Genomic DNA, 23769 nt, shown 5'->3' with positions numbered 1-23769 from the left:
ACCTCCTAATAAATTTTCTGTTTTATTTTGCTACCATACTTTCTGAGCTGAATTGATAGTCGAAGCAGACTTCATAAAGTTCTTCGATTTCTTGTTTGGTAGGTACTTTTGGATTGTTATTTGGACTGCCACTTGCCAATGCATCTTCTGCCATTTTGCTAATTGCATTTTTAAATGCCTCCGGTTGAATACCCCAACCTTTTAAATTAGGAATCTCTAGTTCCTGACAAAGTTTTTTGACTTCGTATACAGCAAGCTCAGCAGCCTCTTTATTGGAAAGGTTACCGCAATCAGGTTTAAATATTCTAGCCAAATCAGCTAAGCGTTCAATACAGGCATCTATACTGAATTCAAGAACAGCAGGCAGTAGCATGGCATTGGATATACCATGTGGGACATGAAATAATGCACCGATTGGTCTGGACATCCCATGGACAAGACAAACAGATGCATTGCTAAAAGCCATTCCAGCTTGGAGAGATCCTAGAGACATTGCTTCTCTTGCATCGATGTTTTTCCCATCTTCAAAGGTAGTTTTTAAGTTTTTTACTATTTTTTCTATAGCGGAGAGTGCAAGCATATCGGTCATTGGCTGTGCCTTTTTCGATAAATATGCCTCTATTGCATGACTTAGTGCATCAACACCTGTAGCTGCTGTAACACCCTTTGGAGAAGAGAGGGTCAATAATGGATCGACAATAGCAACTTCCGGCATAAATGTGGGTTGCTTAATCATCATTTTTACGTCATTGGTTGTATTCGTAATAATGGTGACATCTGTTGCCTCTGAACCAGTTCCGGCAGTTGTCGGAATAGAAATATGGGGGATGGGTTGCTTATCAGCAAGCTTTTTGCCACCCATGTAATCCCCTATGTAACCACCATTGGTTGCTAACACTGAAATTGCCTTTGCTGTGTCAATACAGCTTCCTCCGCCAAGGGAAATGACTACATCGCAGTTTTCCTTTTTAAAAATTTCAAGTGATTCCGCTACATAAACATCTGTTGGTTCAGAGTCAACTCCAGTATAGGAAGCACTTTCAACTTTCATATTCAAAAGCAAATTTCTACATTCTTCTATATAACCTAGTCTTTCCATCACTTTATCACTGATGATTAATGCTTTTTTCCCTCTGGCTAACGTTTCCTCACCCACTTTTTCAAACGCTTTTCGACCATAATGAATTGTTTGTGGCGTACGAAAAACAACATGTTTGTCCAATTAAATTACCTCCCATTCTTTTCATAGATTAATATGCAAGAATGATGCCAAGTTATAGAACGCTATATTGTAGGGGCTCATATAAAAAAGTGTAGCTAATGAGCTACACTTTTGTAGAAGATGTTGCTTTTAATCTACACTGAAGGATTACTGCAAGCCGTGTTTTTTTAACTTTTTGTATAACGTCGTACGGTGAATTCCCAGTTTATCGGCTGCTTTTGATTTATTTCCTGCTGACTCTTCCAATGATTGTACAATCATTTCTTTTTCTTTATTGTCCTCTTCTTTTTTCAATTGATTAATGGGAGATAGAGTAGGAATAGGAGAAAAATGCTGACGCTTAATATAATTTGGAAGATGGTGTGAATCAATTATATTTCCCTCTGTTAAGATCACTACCTTTTCAATGATATTTGCAAGTTCCCGTATGTTTCCATACCATTCATAGCCCATTAAAGATGAAATTGCCTCACCTGTAATTTCTTTTTCCGCCATCTCATATTTTTTACATATGTCTGTCAAGAAATGAGCAATTAGAATTGGAACATCCTCCTGTCTCTTTCTCAGCGGTGGGATAGTAAGTTCAATTACATTTATTCGATAATATAAATCCTCCCGAAAAGTGCCCGACAAAACCATTTCCTTCAAATTCCGATTCGTTGCTGTCACTACTCTTGCTTTTAATTGGATTTGTTTAACACCTCCAACTCGTTCAAACATCTTTTCCTGTAAGACTCGAAGCAATTTTGTTTGCATCATTTGCGGCATTTCACCAATTTCATCTAGAAATATTGTGCCAGATTCAGCCAATTCAAATTTGCCAGGTTTTCCACCTTTTTTTGCACCAGTAAAAGCACCTTCTTCATAGCCAAATAACTCTGATTCAAACAAATGTTCAGGAATTGCACCACAGTTTACACTTATAAAAGGACCTTGATTGTAATGACTAAGATCATGAATGCTATGTGCAAACATTTCCTTCCCTGTACCGCTTTCTCCCGTAATTAAAACTGTCGCTTCCGTTTTAGCCACTTTTCTCGTCATACGTTTAAGATTTGCAACAGATTCACTTGTACCAATGATTTGTTCTATAGTTGAATTGCTTACTTTTGTATTTTGAAAAAGCTTTTGACTGTTAATCTTCCGGTTCTGTACAGTTTTTTCAAGAAAACGTTCATAAATTCGGTAAAGCTCTGTCACACCTTCAAAAATCAACATGCCAACAGCTCCAACCAACTCTCCGTCCTTCCACAATGGGATACGGTGAACTACCATTGGTTGGCCTTGAATATATTGAATGACACCTCGTTCTGAAATTCCAGATTTCACTGTATGATGCAGATTAGTATTGTCGATAACTTCCGAAACAGGACGACCAATAGCGTCTTTTTTATCTACACCTATAAATCGACTGTAAGCTTCATTAAATTCAACAATAATTCCATCCTTATCAACAACTGCTACACCCTCATAGGCACTGTTTAGAATGATATCCAATATGTCAGTAGTATGTAAGTCTTGATTAATTCCTTCTATATAAATAGAAAGACCTTTCATAATTTCATTCTTTGTTAACATTCCAACCAATATATGTTCCTTATTCACAACAAGAAAGTATTGATAAGGTAATTTATAAATATCCAAAAGGGAATCATCCGAACAAATAATAGAAAAATCTTCTCTAGACATGTACTTGAAAATGGGTTCGTCGTGACCACCATGAATAAATGCATCCAATAACATTCTGTTCGTTATAATTCCAATAGGATTCTTGGAATCTCCTAAAATAGGAAGACAATCTACATTCATTTTTGTAAGTGCTATTGCTGTATCCATAACTGAATCACTTAATCTAGGAGTATTTGCAAGTTGTAACATCCACTTATCTACAACTAACTCCTGTAACTTTCTTTGCAGCAAATGCTCACCCCGTTTCACTATATCGATAGACTAAACATCTATTAGTATACCTGTTTTTCACGAATTTAGAATAGTCTGATCCATTAGGAGGGATTACATCCTTCACAGATGCTCTCGAAATCCCTAAGAAAAAAAACAGCTATATTGTCTTTCCTGTAAATTTCTAATAATCTACAAAAAAAATATGCAGTCCCACAACTTTTCTACATTGTGGAAACTGCATATTATATCTAGTTTGTGAATTACCGAAATGAATAGAGAAAAGTTGTCAAACTTTAATCTTCGAAAAAAATTTTCCCAGGATTTAATAATCCTTCAGGATCGAGCATTTGCTTCATTTGTTTCATAATAACTACCGCTGCACCATGTTCTCTTTCTTGGAATTTCCTCTTACCAAGCCCGACACCATGTTCACCTGTACATGTTCCACCAACTTCGATGGCTCTTATTGCAAGTGCTTCATTCGTATACTCCGCCTTTTCTAATTCACCCTCCACATTTGGGTCATAAAGGACAATTGTATGGAAGTTCCCATCGCCGACATGGCCTAACACACCACCGCTCAATCCGCTTTCATCAATTAATTCACGCGCATATTCAATAAGTTCTGGGAGTCTTGATATGGGGACACACACATCTGCTCCTGTATTGGCCATTCCTTTTACATGTTGGTATGCGTAAGCCATTTCATGACGTGCTTTCCAAAGCTCGATCCGCTCCTTAGAATCGCTTGCGACATCCCAGTTTTCGCAATCAAGTTCCCGCATTAATTGTTCTACAAGCCTTGCCTCTTCTTCAACCGAAGTCTTCATGCCTGCAAATTCAAAAAATAGGGAGTGGGCAACTGGAAGGTTATAGTCTCCATAGGTATTCACTTGTGAAATACTATCTGCATCAACTAGCTCCATGCGCATCACGGGAATACCACTTTGTAATATTATTTTAGCTGCTTCTGCACATGCTTTCGGTGTATGAAATGTGCACCGTGCAGCAATAGTATGTTCTGGAATACCATGAAGCCGTAAAGTAATTTCAGTAATGATACCTAATGTGCCTTCGGATCCAGCAAATAGGCCGTTTAAATGGTAGCCAGAAGATGACTTTTTAGCATGTGAACCTGTATGAATTACTGTCCCATTAGCTAACACAACTTCTAAATCGAGTAGTTGATCCCTCATAGACCCATAGCGTACGGCTGTTGTGCCACTAGCATTCGTGGCCACCATTCCACCAATCGAAGCATCTGCACCCGGATCGATTGGAAACATCAAGCCGTGTCGATTTACAAATTTATTTAATTGTAATCGTGTGATTCCCGGCTGAACAGTAATCTTTAAATCTTCTGGTGAAAAGTTTACTACGTTATTCATATTTTCGAAGTTAATAGAAATACCTTTATTTACTGGAATCGCTTGTCCCTCTAAACCCGATCCAGCGCCAAATGGTGTTACGGATACATTATTCTCCCGTGCTACTTCCATAATCGCTTCAACGTCTTGTCGTCCAGTGGGAAAGCAGACAACATCCGGTTCTACTGGTTGATGAAAAGATTCATCGTGGCTATGACGGAACAATTCGTTTTCATTTTGGCTAACTTTATCGTTTCCGAGACGCTCTTTGAGTTTGTGAATAAACATCCTAAAACACCCTCTAATTATTATAATTTCTAATAAACAGCTTATAAAACCACTCTAAATCCATTATTCTTTCCAATATTAGAAGTACAAAAATCTATAAAGTCAGTGATTTAATGGAAGATAAAAAACGTTCGATTCCATCTAGTCCTTTTTCCAATTCTTCCATTGATTGAGCAAACGATATTCGAATATATCCTTCTCCAAAGTGAGAAAATGCATTACCAGGTATGACGGCAACTTTTTCCTGCTCAAGTAGTTTCATTGCAAAATCTTCTGAAGTTAAACCTGTATTTTTGATAGAAGGAAAAATATAAAATGCACCTTTTGGTTCAACGACCTCTAACTCCATTTTTTTAAGACGATTATATGCATAATCTTTTCTACCTTTGTATTCTTTTTTCATTGCGATTATTTCTTCTGTAAATGTACCTTGTTTCAATGCCTCCACTGCAGCATATTGACTGATAGTGCTTGCACAAACAGAGTTAAAAGAATGTACCTTATAGAACTGGTCGATTAAATAGGAGGGAGCGAATGCAAAACCGATGCGCCATCCAGTCATGGAATGTGATTTTGAAAGACCGTTGATGATAATTGTTTTATCTTTCAAACTTGGAATGGATCCTATAGAAAAATGTTCTTCATCGAAAACTAATTCACTGTAGATCTCATCAGCCAAAATGAATATTTTTTTATCCTCAAGTAATTGACCAATCTCAAGTACTTCTTCTCGAGTCAAAATAGAGCCTAATGGATTATTCGGGTATGGCAATACAATACAGCGAGTTTTGTCAGTTATATGCTTTTCTATTAAAGAGGCAGTCATTTTAAAATCATTTTCTGTCGTGTCAACAAACACAGAAACACCATTACATAATTTTATGAGTGGGTCATATCCCGGATAGACAGGAGCAGGTAAGATTACTTCCGATCCTTCTTCAAGGATTGTGCGGAAAGCGATGTCTAAAGCTTCACTCGCTCCAGTTGTGATGATTACTTCATCTTCCGGATTATACGATAAACCGTAAAGATTTTGAACATAATCACATGCCGCTTGGCGCAATTCAAATAATCCTGCTGTCTCTGTATAGGCAGTTTTATTTTCTTCAATCGCTTTTATTCCTACTGTTTTAATATAGTCAGGTGTTGGAAAATTAGGTTGCCCAAATGTCAGGTTTACAATATCCGGTGAGCGGTCTATCTTATTAGAAATTTTACGTATTCCCGATAATTCTATATCTTTCACATTTTTATTTAGTAGATTAATCATTTTATCTTATCCCTTCTGAAGTTAAATTAGTTTTGATAACTCATTTTCCACGAAATTTTATTCCCTGTACTTACTACCTCCTCAATTATTGTTTTCAATTTCTCCTCTGGTAAGTTGGAAATATTTATTTTAATACTGACAGCACCAACAACTCCTCCGGAATTATTAAGTACAGGTGCTGCTATAGTATAAATACCGTCATTTCGATCATCCTGATTTAATTCGTAACCATTCATTCTTATTTTGTCTAAAAGCTCATTGAATGCTGCTCTCTCTGAATCTTCTATTACTTCCTTTAGTAATTTCTCTACATCATTTGATGGCATGTGCGCCAACATAGTTAAATTAGCTGCTCCTATATGTAAAGGTGTCCTATTGCCGAGTTTGTCATGGGCACGAATCGTTTGATTTACACAGTCGATTCGTTCAATGATAATAGATTCTTTTCCAATTGGTTTGCTTAAATACACAGTTGCATCCACATTCCGCATTAAGTTTTCCAATTCTGGTCGTAATAAGCTTACATAATCTAGCGTGTCATAAACGATTAGACCATATTCAAGCCATAAGGTACCGAGTCCATACTGCTTGTGTTGTGGATCTTGTTGTATCATTTCATGTTTAATCATCGCTTTAAGGATACGATGTATGGAACTGGTAGGAAGGTCACATTCTTTCGCTATTTCCGTAATCGAGAAAAATCTGTTCGGATCGTGTTTGATCAATACTTTTATTATTTTTAGAGCTCGATCTATAGATTGCATACAAAAACCTCCTTTTTTTCATGGATAAAAAACTAATAACAGCAGATAGATAAATAGTTATAAATTGTACTTATTATTTTCTGTTACACAATGCAAGTAATTATTTGTAGTAAAGGGTATCCTTAATTAGTTTTTTACAAAATAAACATTAACAACACTTATAAAAGTTAAAATATTCAAAATAAAATGAATTGACAATAAATTTAATTTTAATTATATTAGAAACAGTTCCCACTAGCAAGAATTAAATTTCACTAGGTGGAAAGGGTGATAGGGAAAATCGTAGGGGTGGAGTTTGTTTAAGAAGTTAGGGTGACATATTAATAGAATTTGAGTTAATAAAAATCCAATTAGTTAAATTAAATTTGTATTACACAGACAGGAGGTACATGTATGACATTAGGCAACAGTTTATCGGTTGTGAATGCAACAAAATATTATAAGAAATTTAAAGCAGTGGACGATGTAAATTTGACTGTGAATCAAGGAGAATTTCTCACAATACTAGGGCCCAGTGGTTCAGGAAAAACCTCTTTACTAAAGTTAATAGCTGGATTTGAACAATTAAGCAACGGATCTATTATGTTGAACCATCAAGATATTTCGAACAAAAAGCCTTATGAACGACAAATAGGTATGTTATTTCAAAATTACGCTCTTTTTCCGCATATGACTGTTTTCGATAATATTGCTTATCCGCTTTCTCTTCGTAAAATGGCCAAGGAAGAAGTTAAACAGAAAGTGGAAAGTATTCTTAAACTTATTCATCTCGAAGAATATGCACAGAGATATCCAGAGCAGCTTAGTGGAGGGCAGCAACAACGAGTAGCTTTGGCCAGAGCAATTGTCTTCAATCCACCACTGCTTCTTTTGGACGAACCCCTTGGCGCATTAGATAAGCAATTACGCAAACAGATGCAGTTAGAGATAAAGCAAATTCAAGAACATGTTGGTATTACTACAGTCAGTGTAACGCATGACCAAGAAGAAGCATTAACGATGTCTGATAAAATTTGCGTGATGAATAAAGGAAGAATTGAACAGGTTGATAGCCCTGAAATGTTATATAAACAACCTAAAAATCGCTTTGTTGCAGAATTTATCGGTGAAATCAACTTGATAAAAGGGCAGGTTGTAAGCGTAATAGATGGAAATGCGATGGTTAAGGTGAATGAGGACATGAGCGTTCATATAGAAATGAACAAAGACGCTTCAAAAGAAATGAAGAATAAGTCAATGCTTATTGGTCTTCGTCCAGAAAATATTCAGATTGCCAGAGATCAAACCCAGTTCCACAATACGATTCGAGTGAGAGTATTAGAAACCATTTATGTAGGAGAAGCAATAAATATAAAGACAAAGATGGATACAGGAGAAGAAATCATGGCGAAAATTCCTGCACACATGTCTGAAATGATTGTAAAAGGTGAAGAGATTCTCTTAGGTTGGAATAGTAAGGATGCATGTTTAATTCCTGATGAAACAACTATATAACTATTAAAAATAGAAACTAGAGAAAGAGTGGGATAGTTACATGCCAAAAAAATTAGGATTATTGTTGGTTGCATTTCTAGTAGCACTTATCGTTGCAGGTTGTGGTGGAGAAGCAAGTGGTGATTCGGATAAAAAAAATAAAGAGCTAGTTGTTGTAGATTGGGGAGGTCCATATACGGAAGTCCATAAGAAAGTTTCGTTTGAACCATTTGAAAAAGAACATGGCGTCAAAGTTACTGTCGTAACACCACCTGATATTGGTAAATTAAAGGCTATGGTACAAAGTGGAAATGTTGAATGGGATGTTGTCAGCGTTGGTAACGACTTTGCAATTCGTGGTGGGGAGGAAGGGCTTCTTGAAAAGTTAGACTTTAACGTGATTAGTACGGAAGGTCTACCGGAAGAGCTTGTACACGATTATGGAGTACCAGAAAATATGTTTTCAACGGTAATCGCTTATAATACGGAAGCTTTTCCGGCAGATCAACAACCTAAAAATTGGGCTGACTTTTGGGACACTGAAAAGTTTCCTGGTCCACGTGGGTTATACAAAGATCCTATGTGGACACTAGAGGCTGCGCTTCTTGCTGACGGTGTAGACCCAGCAAATTTATACCCTTTAGATGTTGATCGTGCCTTTGCAAAACTAGATGAACTAAAAGATGATATAAAAGTTTGGTGGACTGCTGGAGCTCAACCACCAGAACTTCTTGCAACGAACGAAGTTCCACTAACAAGTGCTTGGAGTGGTCGTATCACGGTAGCAGCCGATCAAGGAGCACCGGTAAAAGTAGATTTTAATCAAGGATTTATGATGTCTAACTCTTGGGCGGTACCAAAAGGCGCTCCAAACAAAGAGTTGGCAATGAAATTTATAGCATTCACTCTTGCACCAGAGCAACAGGCGGGTCTTTCTTCTCAATACGATAATGGACCGGCAAATACGGATGCAATCCCTTTGTTATCTGAGGAATCGATAAATCGTTTGGGTCTATCTTCTGAGCAACAGGAACAACAAATTTTTGTGAATAGCGGATGGTGGGTTGAAAACTATGACAAAGTGAACGAACGTTTTCAACAGTGGCTGCTAGAGTAGTAATGGGGGTGTAGATATGATTGAAGTGAAAAAAGAACCAAGGATACTTGCTCAGCAGGTATCTTTTTCCCATCGGTTAGCAAGAATCTCGGGGTTACAATGGCTTCTTTTAATTATTCCATTGGGATACATTATGATTTTAATGGTTTTTTCCATGGCGGATTTTTTCAAACTGAGTTTATTTAATGAAGATGGATTTACATTAGAGTATTTTCGTCATATTTTTTCAACGGATATTTATCTGAAAGTGCTATGGGTAACGCTAAAAATAGCCCTTCTTGTTACATTTTTTTCGTTAATTGTCGCATATCCTCTTGCTTATATGTTAGTCAGAACAACATCTAAGTTATGGAAGAAGATTATATTAGCCTCTGTTTTGATTCCTTTTTGGATAAGTTTGCTAGTTCGAACATTTGCTTGGTCGATTTTACTGCGTAAGAACGGGGTTATTAATATGATTCTAATGGAAATGGGGATTATTGATCAACCACTTGAACTTATCTACAATACGACTGGAGTAGTCATTGCTATGACTCATATACTTCTTCCATACATGGTGTTAAGCCTTTATTCTGTTATGGAAGGAATTGATCAAAAATTACTTCTAGCTGCACAAAGCATGGGAGCACGTCCATGGAAAGCTTTTACACAGGTTTTTTTACCATTGTCTATTCCAGGCGTTCTTTCCGGTTCTCTGCTCGTGTTTGTAATGGGAATAGGATACTTCATAACACCGGCATTATTGGGCGGATCCAAAACAACTATGATCTCTATGTTGATAGAAAGTAATATTAATACAACGTTGAATTGGCATTTGGCTTCGGCATTAGCCCTCGTACTATTTATGGCAACTTTGATTTTGTTATTTATAGCGCTCTTGTTAACAGGAAAAAACCCGGTATTAAAGGAGTTGGAATAAGATGTGGCTTAGAATAACAGTAGGACTTATTATTATTGTCTTAATTTCACCTATCTTGGTGGTTATACCTATGTCCTTTTCTTCCTCTAGTTTTTTTGAATTTCCACCGCCTGGTTACTCGTTAAAATGGTACGCTAGTTTCTTTAATAATCAAGAATGGGTAATTGGTTTGTTGCGTAGCCTTTTCGTTGCTTTGTTTACTTCCATTTTAGCGACTATTTTAGGAATTATGGCTTCACTTACTGTTACTAGATTAAACTTTTGGGGAAAAAAGCTGTTTATGACTTTAATGGTGGCACCGATGATTATTCCAGTAATTATTACCGGGGTTGCTCTCTATCATTCATTTGCTCCGCTAAATTTGACAAATAGTTTTATCGGCTTGATTTTGGCACATTCAGTTTTAGCTATTCCCGTTGTTTTTGTAACTGTAACAGCTAGTTTAAAAGGAATGGACCGTAATCTAGAATGGGCAGCTTTGGGACTAGGGTCCACCCCTATAGGAGCTTTTTTTAAAGTAACTCTCCCTTTGATACGACCTGGAGTTTTATCAGGAGCTTTATTTGCTTTTATCATTTCCTTAGATGAAGTAGTTGTAACTATGTTTTTGGCTGGTTCAAAGACAAAAACATTACCGATTGCTATGTGGGAAAACCTACGCATTCAAGTGGACCCGACGATGGCGGCAGTTTCAACGATTCTCATTGTATTAACTATTTCATTATTTGTATCACAAGAACTGGTTTCTGCACGTAAAGCACGTCTTAAAAGGAAATTCCAATAATTGGAATATAAGAAGCAAAAGGTTGTTAGAACAATTAATGGGGGAAATATATGGCTAATAAAGTTAATAGAGTTGCAGTAATAGGAACAGGATTTGTTGGTTCAAGTTACGCATATGCTTTAGTTAATCAAGCTATAACGGAAGAACTGGTACTAATTGATATGAATAGGGAGAAGGCAGAAGGAGAGGCTATGGATTTAAACCATGGCAAACTTTTTTCTCCCTCCTCTACGAAAGTTTGGCAGGGAGAATATCGTGATTGTAAAGATGCAGATATAGTATGCATCACTGCTGGAGTAAGTCAAAGTGAAGAGGAAACTCGATTAACGGTTGTTGAAAAAAACACGAAGATAGTCAAGACTATTGTTGAAAAGGTGATGGAATCTGGTTTTGATGGAATTTTTATTATTGCAACAAATCCAGTAGATATCATCACTTATGCAACATGGAAGTTTTCAGGACTTCCGAAAGAAAGAATTATTGGTTCTGGAACGTTATTAGATACAGCTAGATATCTATTTATGCTAGGTGAGTATTTTAATGTGGACGTAAGAAATATTAATGGGTATGTAATTGGCGAACACGGCGACTCACAGTTAGCTGCATTGAGCACTACAACTATTGGCGGCAAATTATTATTGGATATTGTAAATTCTGATAGCAATTATAATAGGAAGGATATCGAAAATATTGTTGTAAATGTACGTGATGCAGCAATTCATATTGCAGAGCGCAAGGGGTCGACATATTATGGAATTGGTATTGGATTAGCCAAACTAACAAAAGCTATTCTTAAAAATGAAAATATCATTCTACCAGTGTCAGCATACTTGGATGGCGAATATGGACATCATGATATTTATGTAGGTGTGCCATCGATTATAAACAGGCAGGGCTTGCGAGAAATTATGGAAATTGACTTAAATACAGATGAAAAAGAAAAATTAGCAGCATCCATTAATATTTTGAAGGCTGTAATGGAACAAGTATTTATCGGCAACACCAAATAGGTTGATTGATATTGTTCGAAGTTAAAAACAAATATACACATTCTGCTATGCAACATTTATTGGAAAACGACCTCCAACACATTTTAATGTTGAAAGGTCGTTTTTTTTATATCTATTCCATATTGTATTGAACGCTAGGTTGATAAAGCTTCTATCATATCATGGTCATTTTATTTGCGAAGAGTGCCAGTTAATCTCTATATAATATTATACAAATTTAAATAATCTGAAAAATTATCTATAATGATTGCTCTACTACATGTATCATAAAGTTAGTTCTATAAAATAGGAGGGGTATAAATGAAGTCTTATAACTATTATTGCTCTACCCATATTCAAATGGGGATGGGGAAGGCAAGGCAACTGCCGGAAATGTTGCAATCCCACGAAATTGGCTCGTCAATTCTGATTGTGAGTGATCCTGGTGTCGTTCGCGCTGGACTAGTTGAGCCGATTAAGAGTGCCCTTGAGTCATCTGGTTATCGTACATATTTATTTGATTCCATTCAACAAAATCCTCGAGATACAGATTGCTTAGCAGGTGCAGAGATATTTCGTGATTTTGTTGCGGATGCTGTAATTGCTATTGGCGGTGGAAGTGCTATGGATACAGGAAAAACCATTGCACTGTGTGGACCAAATGGTGGGACACCCACTGACTATGCGGACGGTTTACGCCCATACACTAATATTGCACCAATTATTTGTATCCCAACGACAGCAGGTACGGGGTCAGAAGTGACTCGCTCCGCTGTTATTACAGAGATATCAACCCATCGAAAGATGACGCTCAAACATGCTTCCTTGAGACCAATCTTGGCTGTGCTTGATCCTGCATTAACATTCAGTGTTCCATCTACTGTTACCGCTGCAACTGGCGTAGATGCATTAGTTCACGCAATTGAAGGATACACATGTAAAGTAACAAATCCTATTTCACAAGCCCTTGGTGCTAAAGCTATGCAAACGATTGTTTCCGCGTTACCTATTGCTTTCCGAGATGGACAAAATGAAGAGGCTCGTCACGACATGTTAGAAGGTAGCTTACTTGCTGGATTGTGTTTTGGTTCTGCGGATGTGGCAGCAGTTCATTGTTTAGCGGAAGCGCTAGGTGGGCTTTACGACACTCCTCATGGTGTAGCTAATGCGGTCTTCTTGCCACATGTGTTACGATTCAACGCAGTGGAAAACAAACAAATGCATGCAACACTGGCACGATATATGAAATTTGCAAAGGATTCGGACACAGAAGAAATGGCTGTCGAAAAACTCATAGAAGGGATAACATCCTTCACAGAGGAACTTGAGATTCCTAAGTTAAAAGACTTGCCGGGTGTACGGGAGGAAGATTTCCCACGGATCGTGGAATTGGCGGTACAGAACAGCTCAACACCGAGTAATGTTCGTTCCATTACATCTGCTGATTATTTACAAATTCTCGAACAGGCTTACTCTAATTAATTTCTACAGAAATCACCACTTCTCATATCCCGGGAAGTGGTGATTTTTCGATGTTTTGGAAACTTGCTATTTTAAGAATTGGTTGCTTTCTATGAGGGATCTGTTGCCCTAAGCCATTTATTGGATTCAAACTTGACCAATCTCTTGCATGTTTCAACGTAATATCGATAAACATTGCTAGAGCAGGGGAAATCCACTTGTTTTTGTGATAAGCAACTTGAGAGCAAATTGGATAAAAGTCCCCATCACAAGGAATAACTTTCAACTTCCCTTCCTTGACTTCTTCATTTACTGTTGTTAAAGGTAGACAAGCAATACCTAGACCACTCATTACGCAACGTTTCATCGCTTCGACACTCCAAAGTTTCATCGTGTGGGAAGGTATGATTCCCCGGTCTCCAAGATATTCTTCAAACATCTTTCGATAACTACATTCTTCCTCGTTCACTATCAAACACTCGCTTAGCTTTTGATTTTCATAGCTTTCATCTAAAATATTCAGCGAACAGTCAGGGCTTCCGACAAGGACAATGGGTTCGGCTAATAATGTATGGATGATTAAATCTGCATCCTGCAACTGGGGCAACATAAGAAATGCAATATCTGCGCTGCCACTAAGTATTGCTCTTTTGTTATCTCCGCAAGTGGCGTTACTTAGACTGATGCTTACATGAGGAAACTTCTTTCTATATTCTCTTAGTATTGGTTCTAGCCGGTATACCGTTAAGGATTCAGGAGCCGAAATCTTTAACTCTCCTCTTATATCTTCTTCATCACTAGTAATACTTTCGATCTTACCATAAGTATCTAAAATATCTTGTGTATAAGGCAATAACTTCTTGCCAACATCGGTCAATTTTAGTTTCCGACCCATCCGATCAAATAGTGGTGCACCTAAATGTTCTTCCAGCGTCTGCATATGAGAAGTCACGGTGGATTGAGTGTAACCTAAATGCTCTGCAGCTTGAGTGAAGCTTCCTGTTTCAATGACCTTTTTAAATGTAACAAAATGACGTATTTCCATTAATTCACCTACTTTTATTTTATTCTTAACTAAATAGTATCAGAGATATCAATAGATAACTTCATGAATTTCAATTTTACTGATAATTGAATATGGGTTATTGTTAAGAAAAGTATCCAAAGAGTGAGGGGAATGTTTTGAAACGTGTACACTATGGTTGGTTTATTCTTGCTGTAACATTTTTCTCCATTATTGTAGCGGGAATTACGATGTCATCATCAGGGGTTTTCATCACTCCTTTCGAAAGTGAGTTTGGCTGGGATCGATCGGTTATTGCGATAGCCTTTGCGATTAGTTTGTTTTTATATGGCATCTCTGGACCATTTATGGCGGCATTACTTAATGTGATGGGTTTACGGAAAATGATGATGATTTCTATGGCCACTTTGCTGGCCGGTATGCTACTCACTTTCATTATGCAGCAAGCGTGGCAGTTAATCATTATTTGGGGAGTCATTATTGGGCTAGGATCTAGTCTCTTTTTAACTGTATTAAGTCCGTATGTGGCGAATCATTGGTTTGAAAAAAGAAGAGGTCTTGCAGTAGGAATTTTAACCGCAAGTACAGCGACAGGGCAGCTAATTTTACTTCCCGTCTTGGCGTCTATTATCCAAAATTATTCATGGCGCCCAGCAATGGGATTAATTTTGAGTTTGAGTATTATTATGTTAATCATCATCTTTTTCTTTATGAAAAACAGCCCAAAGGATGTTGGACTTCTTCGATATGGGCTGGAAGAAGAAATAGAAGAGAATGAGGAAGGGCCAAAAGAAAATCCTATTGTAATTGCATTCAAAGGTTTGCTGAAAGCGATAAAAATGAAGGAATTTTGGTTATTAGCAGGTAGTTTCTTTATTTGTGGTTTTTCCACGAATGGTTTATTTGGTACGCATTTTGTTTCATATTGTATTAGTTTTGGTGTTCCGTTGGTTACAGCGGCTTCGCTTCTTTCGTTTATGGGATTATTCAATTTGATCGGGACTACTTTATCTGGTTGGCTATCGGATCGTTTTGATAATCGTTGGCTATTATTTACCTACTATGCTTTAAGGGGGACCTCCCTTGTACTACTTCCTTATGCATTAAAGGAAGGGAACATGACTTTACTATTTGTTTTTTCCGTATTTTATGGATTAGATTGGATTGCTACTGTGCCACCAACGATTAGTATCTCTAGACAAATTTTTGGCGTCAAGCAAAGTGGTGTCATTTATGGATGGATTTTTGCAGCTCATCAGGTAGGTGCAGCAGCTGCAGCTTATGGAGGAGGGCTTATTTATCAATTTTTTAACTCTTATACTGGGGCCTTTCTTATGGCAGGAGTTTTCTGTTTATTAGCAAGCTTTTTTGTTATTTTTATAAAAAAACAATACTCTGGTCGATTGGCGTAAACAAAAAGGACTTTCATCAATAAAATAAATTGGTGAAAGTCCTTTTTCATTTAATTCAATTGCTGAGATAGACGGATCATATCTCTACACCAAATACCATTTTCAAAAATATCCTCTTTATAATGTCTCGTGAAAAAATCACGATCAACACCGGTAATTCGAAAACCACATTTTTGATACAAAGCAAGTTGACCTATACTGGAATTACCCGTTCCTACCTCGATAGTTTGATAGCCCTTTACTTTTGATTTCTGAATCGCATCCAAAATCAATTGCTTTCCAATACCTTTTCCTTGTTCATTATCGGAAACAGCGATATTTACCAATTCAATTGTTTCTGTACTTTTAGGAAGCAATACATAAACTCCTATTATTTCTTTATTGTTTTCAGCAACATAGCATTCTCCTGTATTCAAATATTCCTCTATTAATGTTAGGGAAGGATCAGCCATTAACAATAAATCAATTGGAGGTTCTTCATTACTATTCAATTTTCGAATTTGCATTTGTATTTCCCTCCTAAATAAAGGCACACTCCAAATGATGGAATGTGCCTTTGCGTATGATCTGAGAGGGATTCGAACCCCCGACCCCGTCCCTGTCAAGGACGTATTCTCCCGCTGAACTATCAGATCGTCATATGTCTCTTCCGCTATTATATATGTTTGATATAAAGAGTACAATACTATAAACGACCATTGGTCTATAATAAACTCCACTACGGCTTTAGATGTATTTGTAAACGCTTCTAAAGTCCATTTAATTAAATTTCTGATGGTCTATACTAAAAAGTAAAAAGAGAGTGTGGTGAAAGGAGGGGCATATGGTGGATTATACAAAAGAAGTAGAGCAACAACTTTACTTTTGGAAGCATAGAATGACAAAAAAATCTGGCATCATAGGCCGAACTTCTAAAAATGTACAGAACAAGATTAACGGGCTTATTCCAGAAAAGTTTCATCAAGTAATGACAGAAAGTATCAAAAATATGGTGAAAGCAACGCTAGTAGGCTCGAACATGACAACGAAAAAACGGTTACCATTAGAAATAAGTCTTTATGAGCGTGACGAGCTTCTGAAAGAAAAACTTTCTATCTTTAGAAAAACGGCTGTTATTGAAGGTGCCGGAACAGGGGCAGGGGGAATACTTCTTGGACTCGCTGATTTTCCATTACTATTATCGATAAAAATGAAATTTCTTTTTGAAGCTGCTGCTGTTTATGGGTTTGATACGGAGGATTATGAAGAGAGACTTTTCCTTTTGCATATTTTCTTATTAGCTTTTTCAAGTGAGGAAAAAAGAAAAGATGTATTAGTTATTATTGAAAATTGGGAACAACAGAAACATGTGATTGCCGATATGGACTGGCGAGAGTTTCAACAGGAATATAGGGATCATATTGATTTAGTTAAAATGTTTCAGTTACTACCTGGCATTGGAGCAGTTGTTGGGGCGTTCGCCAACTATAAACTGCTTGACCAGCTTGGAGAAACAGCAATGAATTCGTACCGGTTACGGTTATTGAACACTATCTAATTGACTTTATTTTTAAAAATGTTTTATTAAAAAAATTCTAACTAAATGTATGGTGAAGTATGTCGTTTGATGGTATAAACTAATTTAGTTTAATAAGGCATTATAAGAAATTATAAAAAGCAATCTGGAAATGAAAAGGTTTAAGCATGTGGAAAATAATGGACCGAACATCAAGAGGAATCTAAAAGAAATTTGCACTTTTTTTATTTTTCTTTTGTTTATGTTTTGCTAAAAACCGATCAATAGTAGATAATTCGTATGTAAGTTAAAAAGGGAACTTTGAAAAATTTTATGAGGAGGAAATTAGAATGGAAGAAAATATGAGTGAAATTGAAGTAGGTCAAATTTTTACGGTGCTAGATGAAGATGACCAAGAGCAAGAAATGGAAGTGCTAGGGTTATTAACAGTGGAGGAAGTTAAATATGCTGCTGTTGGTTTTGTGGAAGATATTGAAGGAGAATCGGAAGAGGATATTGATGTATTCTTTTTCAGATTAGATGATGAGGAATTATCTTTTATCGACACGGACGAGGAATTTGAAAAAGTATCTTTAGCATTTTCAAAAGCGGAAACAGAAGCAGAATAGATGAATGAAAAAGAAGGAAGGGCTTAAATAAAGCTCTTCTTTTTTTGATGCATGTTCTCTTTGCAACAAACATAGAATCTATAGAATTGTGCATGAGCACCAAGAAAGGAAGAGAATAACAGAAAAAGATAATCTTTTGTTCCCAATTTACAGAATATATTGTACAATTTAGAGACTACGAGTTTAGGAGGATTATTTTGGTTAAATTAAAGAAAATTGGAATTGTATTAGCTTCATCTGCCTTATCTTTTGGCATGTTTTCTTCTGTTGCAAGTGCTTCAACCAATGGAGTGGGGCAACAAGAACAAGTGCAAATTCTAGTCGCTTCAACAGACAACGTTTTTACGAAAAATGATTTAATTAAGAAGTTTCATGAGTTATTTCCTAAGAAGTTCGATTTTTTAACAAGTAGTGACTTTCATATGGGTGGTTCTCATATTTACCCTGATGATGATACAGTACGTTATGATTTATCTTTCACTAAAACGATTGATGGGAAACGATTGTACGGAAGTGTTGGATTTGTTGGAGAAAAATTAGAAATAGAGCAATTTTACTATCAGCCAACTGTTGAAAAAGAATCATTATTTCCCGCAAAAGTATCAAAAGAAGATGCCGAGAAAATAGCAGTTGATTTTGTAGGGCAGTTTTTGAACGGAGAAAAATATGAGTTAGAACCAAATGTTTACAACTATTACCCTCAACAAATTTTAACAGAACCGATTCGCTACTCCTTTTCTTTCGCTCGTACGGAAAATCAAGTACCTATTGCTGACAAAAGAATAGAAGTAACGGTTCTTGGAAACGGGGAAATCGTTAATTTTTACAGAAACCCTACGAAAGCAGGAGCGTCTACATTCGACGATGTGAAACAAATTAAAGATAAAAAAGAGATTCTAGAACAAATAAAAGAAAGTCTATTTGCTGATTTGCAATACCAAGTGAATACCGATTATCAAACAGGTGAACGCAGTATTCAGCTAGTCTACCAACCTGTAGCAAAATGGCAAGGTGTGCACGCATCTACAGGTAAGTGGCTAACTGCAAATGGATACGTAGAAGAGATCCCAGAGAAATCGAAAATCGAAAAGCTAGCAGCGAGTCCGTTACCTCCAAAACAAAAAAATATTACGGTGGAATCCGCAAAGAAAATAGCGGAACAATTCTTAAATATTAAATCGGATAAAGTTAAATTTACGATTTCATCAATCGATGAGATAGAGAATTATAACGGACAGGCTGTTATTAGTATCCAATATATGTATAACTATGGGAACAGCGGAACTGGATCAAGCTTAGAAATAAATAAAAATACTGGTGAAATTACTCAATACCATGATATAACTAGCCATCTTTTAGAACAAATTGGAGAGAATCCTAAAACAGAGAATCCACTCTCTAAAGAAGCAGCGCTTGCTCAAGCGGTAAAATATTTAAAAGAATGGGCTCCATCCCATCTACACAATTATGCTATGCCTGTAGATGAGCCATATATTGAAGAAAGGCTAGGTACTTATCATTTCAATTTCCCAAGAATCGTAAATGGAATTGTTGTAATGGGTGACCAAATCGGAGTAAGTGTTGGCACGGATGGTTCGTTAAACAGCCTTTATGTCAATTATCAAGAAGTAGAAAACTGGCCATCTATTGATAAAGTTATTTCTGCAGAAGACGCAGAAGCTAAATTGAAAGAGGCATTAAGCTTAAAGTTGAATTATATGAAGCAAGGAAGAGATGAAGACAATCATCACTATGATTTAGTATATTCTCCTATCTTTAACGAAGATCCATTTGGTTTCTTAGACGCGAATACAGGGGAATGGAAGAACAGTTATGGTGGAAACAGTACGTCTGTCATTTCCCATCCTTCAGCGGGAGAAGAACTTAATTATCTAATTAATGCTAAAATCTTAGACATTAAAAATAAGAAAGACTTCAATGCAGATGCTTCTATTTCAAAAGGGGAAGCTTTAAAAATTGTGATGAATTCCCTCACTTATTTTTACTCGGGTAGTTATTATGGCGGTAGAGACAATTCGCACCAAACATTTGATAATATAGATCCTAAACACCCATTATATCAACCGATAGAACGTGCGCTTGAAATGGGCGTTATTAAACCAACGAGTAAGAGTTTTGATGTTGACTCTCTAGTTACACGAGAAGAAGTAGCGGCTTGGTATATACGTGTTCTAGGTCTGGAACAAGCAGCTAAACATAGCGATATTTATAAACTAAACTTTGCCGATGCAAATAAAGTGAAAAAAGAATATACAGGCTATGTTGCTCTAGCAAGTTCCATGGGATTAGTAGAGACGGATCAAAACAAGTTTAACCCTGCTCAAGAAGTGACGTATGCAGAGCTAGCAGTTTCAACGATTCGCTTAGCGCATGAATTGTCCGAAAAAAGAAATGGCTTGTATTATTAACTTTAAAAATTAAGTTTAAAAGACTTCCACCATGTATTTATTCATGTGGTGGAAGTTTTTACTATGATTAGGTGGTGATCGTGTGAGAATAACTGTTGGCATTCTTTCTGCTTTATTTGGAGCAATATTGACAAGTATAACTATTAATTCTCATAGCATGATAGAAGCAATTATTTTCCATGCTTATGGAGTAGTTTTTATCGTATTAGGACTAATACTTATAAAATATAGGAAAAACAAAAAAGGAAAAATATATGCCAGACCGATGGGGATAGCAATTGTTATGAGTATATTTGGGATTGGAATGATACTCAAGCCGATACTAACCTCAAGTAGTGGATTAGTAGGGGGGGGAATATTTTATTTGATTGTCGGTTTGATTTTGGCATTGGTAGATTATTTGGAGGAATAGTACATCATCCAGTGTTTTCAATGAAGTATTAATCAAATTGCTTCAGCGCTGTTTCATAATACTTTGGACGGAATGTTTACTAGCGTTATAATAAATATTCTTTTTAATAATCCTATTAAGCTTATGATATGGAAAGAGAAAGTGAGTTGATGCACCTTAGTTCATAGTGTAAGATGGTTTTTGTGAAAAAAAACATATCGAAGGTGAGTTATATGCAATATCATGGAAGAATATTTTCAGTTGCTGTAGTTATACTTTTTAATATACTTCGTTATTATTACTATCATCAGTATTTAGCATTACCTTTTAAATGGAACTTCTTTATTTTAACTTTTATTTTTTTGACGATAGCTTGGTGGTGTGGAAAACAATTCGATTCGGCAAAATATTATTCTGAAAGGGATCCATTAACTAATACATATAATCGGAGAACATTAGAGCAGAACTCCCGGAAAATTATGAAAAAATGTGATAGAGAAAAACATTCTTTGGGCGTTATTATGTTGGATCTTAATAACTTTAAGGAAGTAAATGATCAATATGGTCATCAAAAAGGCGATGAATTACTCGTCCAAATCGCGTCTAAATTAACTAAATTTGTAAAGAAAAATGATTTGGTTGCACGGTGGGGCGGCGATGAATTTGTTATTCTAGTATCCAATATAAAAGAAGACTTCGGTACCGATTACACACAGACCTTATTAAAAAAATTAAAAGAACATAATTCCAGTGAGTTTTCTTCCATTGGAGCTTCTATAGGATATGCAGTTTACCCTAGGGATGGGGATAACTTACAAAAGTTAATTCAAATTGCAGATGGTGGAATGTATAAAGAAAAACGATATAGTGATAAATAATTACTTGGTGAATTTATCCTTTTTCTATAAAGACTTTAAACTATAAATGTTCAATTTGTAAAAAAAGAGTAAACAAAAGCATCGAAGCAGAAATGTGCTTCGATGCTTTGTCGTTTTAACGAAGAAAGATTTCCTGTTCGCCTTCACTATCGATTATGACAAACACTAATGAATTGTCACGTTCTGAAACTGGCATTGGTACTTGTGCATATTAGAAATCTTCTTCAAAAACGAGTCTAAATACCGTGATTTGCCAAAATAGAAGAGTGAAATGGGAAGTAGGAACTGGTTTGGTTATATATAGCCAGTTACTGGATAAAATGAAAAAGCAGATTAGTATACATTTCAGATAGGTGACGGTAATCTATATAGAGAATGTACATAAATTTTATTAAAAAAAGGAGAGAAAAAGATGCAAACAATTACAGGGAAAACGGCCCTTATTACAGGGGCAGGTCGCGGGATAGGAAAAGCAACAGCTATCGCATTTGCAAAAGAAGGTATTCATGTTGGACTTTTAGCGCGAACGATTGAAAATTTGGAACAGGTTGCAGCCGAGTTAAAAGAATTCGGAGTAAAAGTTTCCATAGCAACTGCAGACGTTGCAAATATGGAATCCGTCGATCAAGCGGTAGCTAAAATTAGAGAAGAACTTGGTTCCATTGATATTTTAGTGAATAATGCGGGTATCGGTAAATTCGGTAATTTCCTTGAACTAGATCCAGAAGAGTGGGCGAAAATTATTCAAGTAAATGTCATGGGTACATACTATGTAACAAGAGCGGTATTGCCAGAGATGATTGAAAGAAAAGCAGGGGATATCATTAATATTTCATCTACTGCCGGACAAAAAGGGGCACCTGTAACAAGTGCTTATAGTGCATCCAAAGCTGCTGTTATCGCTTTAAGCGAATCGCTTATGCTAGAAGTAAGAAAGCATAATGTTCGTGTCGTTACGTTAACGCCAAGCACGGTAGCAACAGATATGGCAATCGAACTAAATTTAACAGATGGCAATCCAGAAACAGTAATGCAGCCAGAAGACATCGCAGAATTCATGGTTGCTCAGCTTAAAATGCATCCAAGAATCTTGCTTAAATCGGCTGGATTATGGTCAACAAATCCTTAAATCTGAAAATGAAAAGTTCTTTTTCGAAAAAAAAGTATTGCAAATTTTTAGATAATGAAGTAGAGTTGTAAGCAACAATAAAAATTTAATAGTTTTTCTTATCTAGAGAGGTTTAGGGACTGGCCCGATGACACCTCAGCAACCGCCTGTTATGGCATGGTGCTAATTCCAGCAAGTCGATGAAATGACTTGGTAGATGAGGAAAAGACTTATTCATACGAAGAGTCTGCTCCTTTAATAATTATCAGGAGCAGACTCTTTTTTGTCTTTAGAATCACAATATATAGCATGTAAACGATACATTGGTACCATTATGGTTTAAAAGGGAATTCGGTGAAATACCGAGGCTGTCCCCGCAACTGTAAGTGTGGACGACTGTTGAAACAGCCACTGCGAGCAATCGTGGGAAGGCCAACAGAAGGGTGAAACACGAGCCAGTATACCTGCCTTTTTATCGTATGAAGCAACACTTTCTTCGGGGGTTGAGAGGTGGGGGCGAAAGACGGTTTTCATCGTATCGGTGGATTAGTCTTGTTGTTTCCCACTTTTAACTTTGAGCGATGGCTCAGCCGAAGATGGCTGGGACATCGCTTTTTTGTTGCTTAGAAAATAATAAAATTCAATATATGTGGATAACTATTTGCATGAAAAATAAGTAAGTTTATCCAATTCTTAAAATCGAGCGCAGTATAGGGATACTGCGTGGTAAAAGACCTATTAGGTAACCGCTATGATTTCCGCTGCAGTCGAACGCTTTCCGCCGGGTAAGCGATGAGCCTTCACCGCCGCTTAGGCGGACGTTGTGAAGTCTCATTATGCTCACTTA

At 36.6% G+C, this 23769-nt stretch carries 20 protein-coding genes, 1 tRNA gene and 2 riboswitches; of the genes, 13 read left to right on the top strand and 8 right to left on the bottom strand.

What is annotated here, in order from left to right; genetic code table 11:
- Window positions 1-22: 22 nt before the first annotated feature.
- The 5 genes from FG383_RS00105 to FG383_RS00085 all read right to left on the bottom strand — a co-directional run bounded on the left by FG383_RS00105 (window position 23) and on the right by FG383_RS00085 (window position 6813).
- Window positions 23-1222: an iron-containing alcohol dehydrogenase gene (locus tag FG383_RS00105; protein WP_142604820.1), complete on the bottom strand. Its 1200-nt coding sequence runs from the start codon at window positions 1220-1222 to the stop codon at window positions 23-25.
- 147 nt (window positions 1223-1369) lie between these two features.
- Entirely contained in the window at window positions 1370-3142 is a 1773-nt protein-coding gene (locus tag FG383_RS00100) for a sigma 54-interacting transcriptional regulator (protein WP_246096755.1), read from the bottom strand.
- A 275-nt stretch (window positions 3143-3417) separates the two neighbouring features.
- Window positions 3418-4779 carry an FAD-binding oxidoreductase gene (locus tag FG383_RS00095; RefSeq protein ID WP_142604819.1) on the bottom strand — a complete coding sequence of 454 codons (1362 nt, stop codon included), beginning with the start codon at window positions 4777-4779 and terminating at the stop codon, window positions 3418-3420.
- A gap of 94 nt (window positions 4780-4873) precedes the next feature.
- Window positions 4874-6049: an aminotransferase A gene (locus FG383_RS00090; RefSeq protein WP_142604818.1), complete on the bottom strand. Its 1176-nt coding sequence runs from the start codon at window positions 6047-6049 to the stop codon at window positions 4874-4876.
- A 26-nt stretch (window positions 6050-6075) separates the two neighbouring features.
- Entirely contained in the window at window positions 6076-6813 is a 738-nt protein-coding gene (locus FG383_RS00085) for an IclR family transcriptional regulator (RefSeq protein ID WP_142604817.1), read from the bottom strand.
- Window positions 6814-7206: 393 nt separating this feature from the next.
- On the opposite strand from FG383_RS00085, the gene FG383_RS00080 reads away from it, so the two are divergent.
- The 6 genes from FG383_RS00080 (at window position 7207) to FG383_RS00055 (ending at window position 13577) form a co-directional block, all read left to right on the top strand.
- Window positions 7207-8307, top strand: coding sequence for an ABC transporter ATP-binding protein (locus FG383_RS00080; protein WP_142604816.1), 1101 nt, complete (start codon window positions 7207-7209; stop codon window positions 8305-8307).
- Window positions 8308-8347: 40 nt separating this feature from the next.
- Window positions 8348-9403: an ABC transporter substrate-binding protein gene (locus FG383_RS00075; RefSeq protein WP_142604815.1), complete on the top strand. Its 1056-nt coding sequence runs from the start codon at window positions 8348-8350 to the stop codon at window positions 9401-9403.
- 16 nt (window positions 9404-9419) lie between these two features.
- A complete protein-coding gene (locus FG383_RS00070; RefSeq protein ID WP_142604814.1) occupies window positions 9420-10322 on the top strand; it encodes an ABC transporter permease in 903 nt (300 codons plus the stop codon).
- 1 nt (window position 10323) lies between these two features.
- On the top strand, window positions 10324-11106 hold the full coding sequence (locus FG383_RS00065; RefSeq protein WP_142604813.1) for an ABC transporter permease: 783 nt from the start codon (window positions 10324-10326) through the stop codon (window positions 11104-11106).
- A gap of 50 nt (window positions 11107-11156) precedes the next feature.
- Entirely contained in the window at window positions 11157-12116 is a 960-nt protein-coding gene (locus FG383_RS00060) for an L-lactate dehydrogenase (protein ID WP_142604812.1), read from the top strand.
- A gap of 300 nt (window positions 12117-12416) precedes the next feature.
- Complete coding sequence (locus tag FG383_RS00055) at window positions 12417-13577, top strand: iron-containing alcohol dehydrogenase (protein WP_142604811.1); 1161 nt, start codon at window positions 12417-12419, stop codon at window positions 13575-13577.
- Between the two features lie 22 nt (window positions 13578-13599).
- On the opposite strand, the gene FG383_RS00050 is transcribed toward FG383_RS00055, so the two are convergent.
- Window positions 13600-14601 (bottom strand): LysR family transcriptional regulator, encoded by a 1002-nt coding sequence (locus FG383_RS00050; RefSeq protein ID WP_142604810.1) that lies wholly within the window; start codon window positions 14599-14601, stop codon window positions 13600-13602.
- A gap of 137 nt (window positions 14602-14738) precedes the next feature.
- On the opposite strand from FG383_RS00050, the gene FG383_RS00045 reads away from it, so the two are divergent.
- The gene (locus FG383_RS00045) at window positions 14739-15992 is read left to right on the top strand and encodes an MFS transporter (protein WP_142604809.1); all 1254 of its coding nucleotides are present in this window, start codon (window positions 14739-14741) and stop codon (window positions 15990-15992) included.
- A gap of 50 nt (window positions 15993-16042) precedes the next feature.
- Here the strand turns inward: FG383_RS00045 and FG383_RS00040 are convergent, their stop codons facing one another.
- A complete protein-coding gene (locus tag FG383_RS00040) occupies window positions 16043-16498 on the bottom strand; it encodes a GNAT family N-acetyltransferase (RefSeq protein ID WP_142604808.1) in 456 nt (151 codons plus the stop codon).
- A 57-nt stretch (window positions 16499-16555) separates the two neighbouring features.
- Window positions 16556-16627, bottom strand: a tRNA-Val gene (locus FG383_RS00035).
- 188 nt (window positions 16628-16815) lie between these two features.
- Between FG383_RS00035 and FG383_RS00030 the strand changes: the two genes are divergently transcribed.
- The 6 genes from FG383_RS00030 to FG383_RS00005 all read left to right on the top strand — a co-directional run bounded on the left by FG383_RS00030 (window position 16816) and on the right by FG383_RS00005 (window position 22943).
- A complete protein-coding gene (locus tag FG383_RS00030; RefSeq protein WP_142604807.1) occupies window positions 16816-17529 on the top strand; it encodes an EcsC family protein in 714 nt (237 codons plus the stop codon).
- 320 nt (window positions 17530-17849) lie between these two features.
- Window positions 17850-18116, top strand: a complete 267-nt coding sequence (locus FG383_RS00025; protein ID WP_142604958.1) for a DUF1292 domain-containing protein — start codon at window positions 17850-17852, stop codon at window positions 18114-18116.
- Window positions 18117-18313: 197 nt separating this feature from the next.
- A complete protein-coding gene (locus tag FG383_RS00020) occupies window positions 18314-20545 on the top strand; it encodes a YcdB/YcdC domain-containing protein (protein WP_142604806.1) in 2232 nt (743 codons plus the stop codon).
- A gap of 82 nt (window positions 20546-20627) precedes the next feature.
- A complete protein-coding gene (locus tag FG383_RS00015) occupies window positions 20628-20957 on the top strand; it encodes a hypothetical protein (RefSeq protein ID WP_142604805.1) in 330 nt (109 codons plus the stop codon).
- Between the two features lie 212 nt (window positions 20958-21169).
- A complete protein-coding gene (locus tag FG383_RS00010) occupies window positions 21170-21814 on the top strand; it encodes a GGDEF domain-containing protein (protein ID WP_142604804.1) in 645 nt (214 codons plus the stop codon).
- Window positions 21815-22226: 412 nt separating this feature from the next.
- Entirely contained in the window at window positions 22227-22943 is a 717-nt protein-coding gene (locus FG383_RS00005) for a 3-ketoacyl-ACP reductase (RefSeq protein ID WP_142604803.1), read from the top strand.
- Window positions 22944-23038: 95 nt separating this feature from the next.
- Window positions 23039-23146, top strand: a riboswitch (SAM riboswitch).
- Window positions 23147-23229: 83 nt separating this feature from the next.
- Window positions 23230-23408: riboswitch (cobalamin riboswitch) on the top strand.
- The last annotated feature ends 361 nt before the right edge of the window (window positions 23409-23769 follow it).

The sequence above is a fragment of the Psychrobacillus soli genome (assembly GCF_006861775.1).
Lineage (GTDB): Bacteria > Bacillota > Bacilli > Bacillales_A > Planococcaceae > Psychrobacillus > Psychrobacillus soli.
This window is presented reverse-complemented; position numbering and strand designations above follow the sequence as displayed.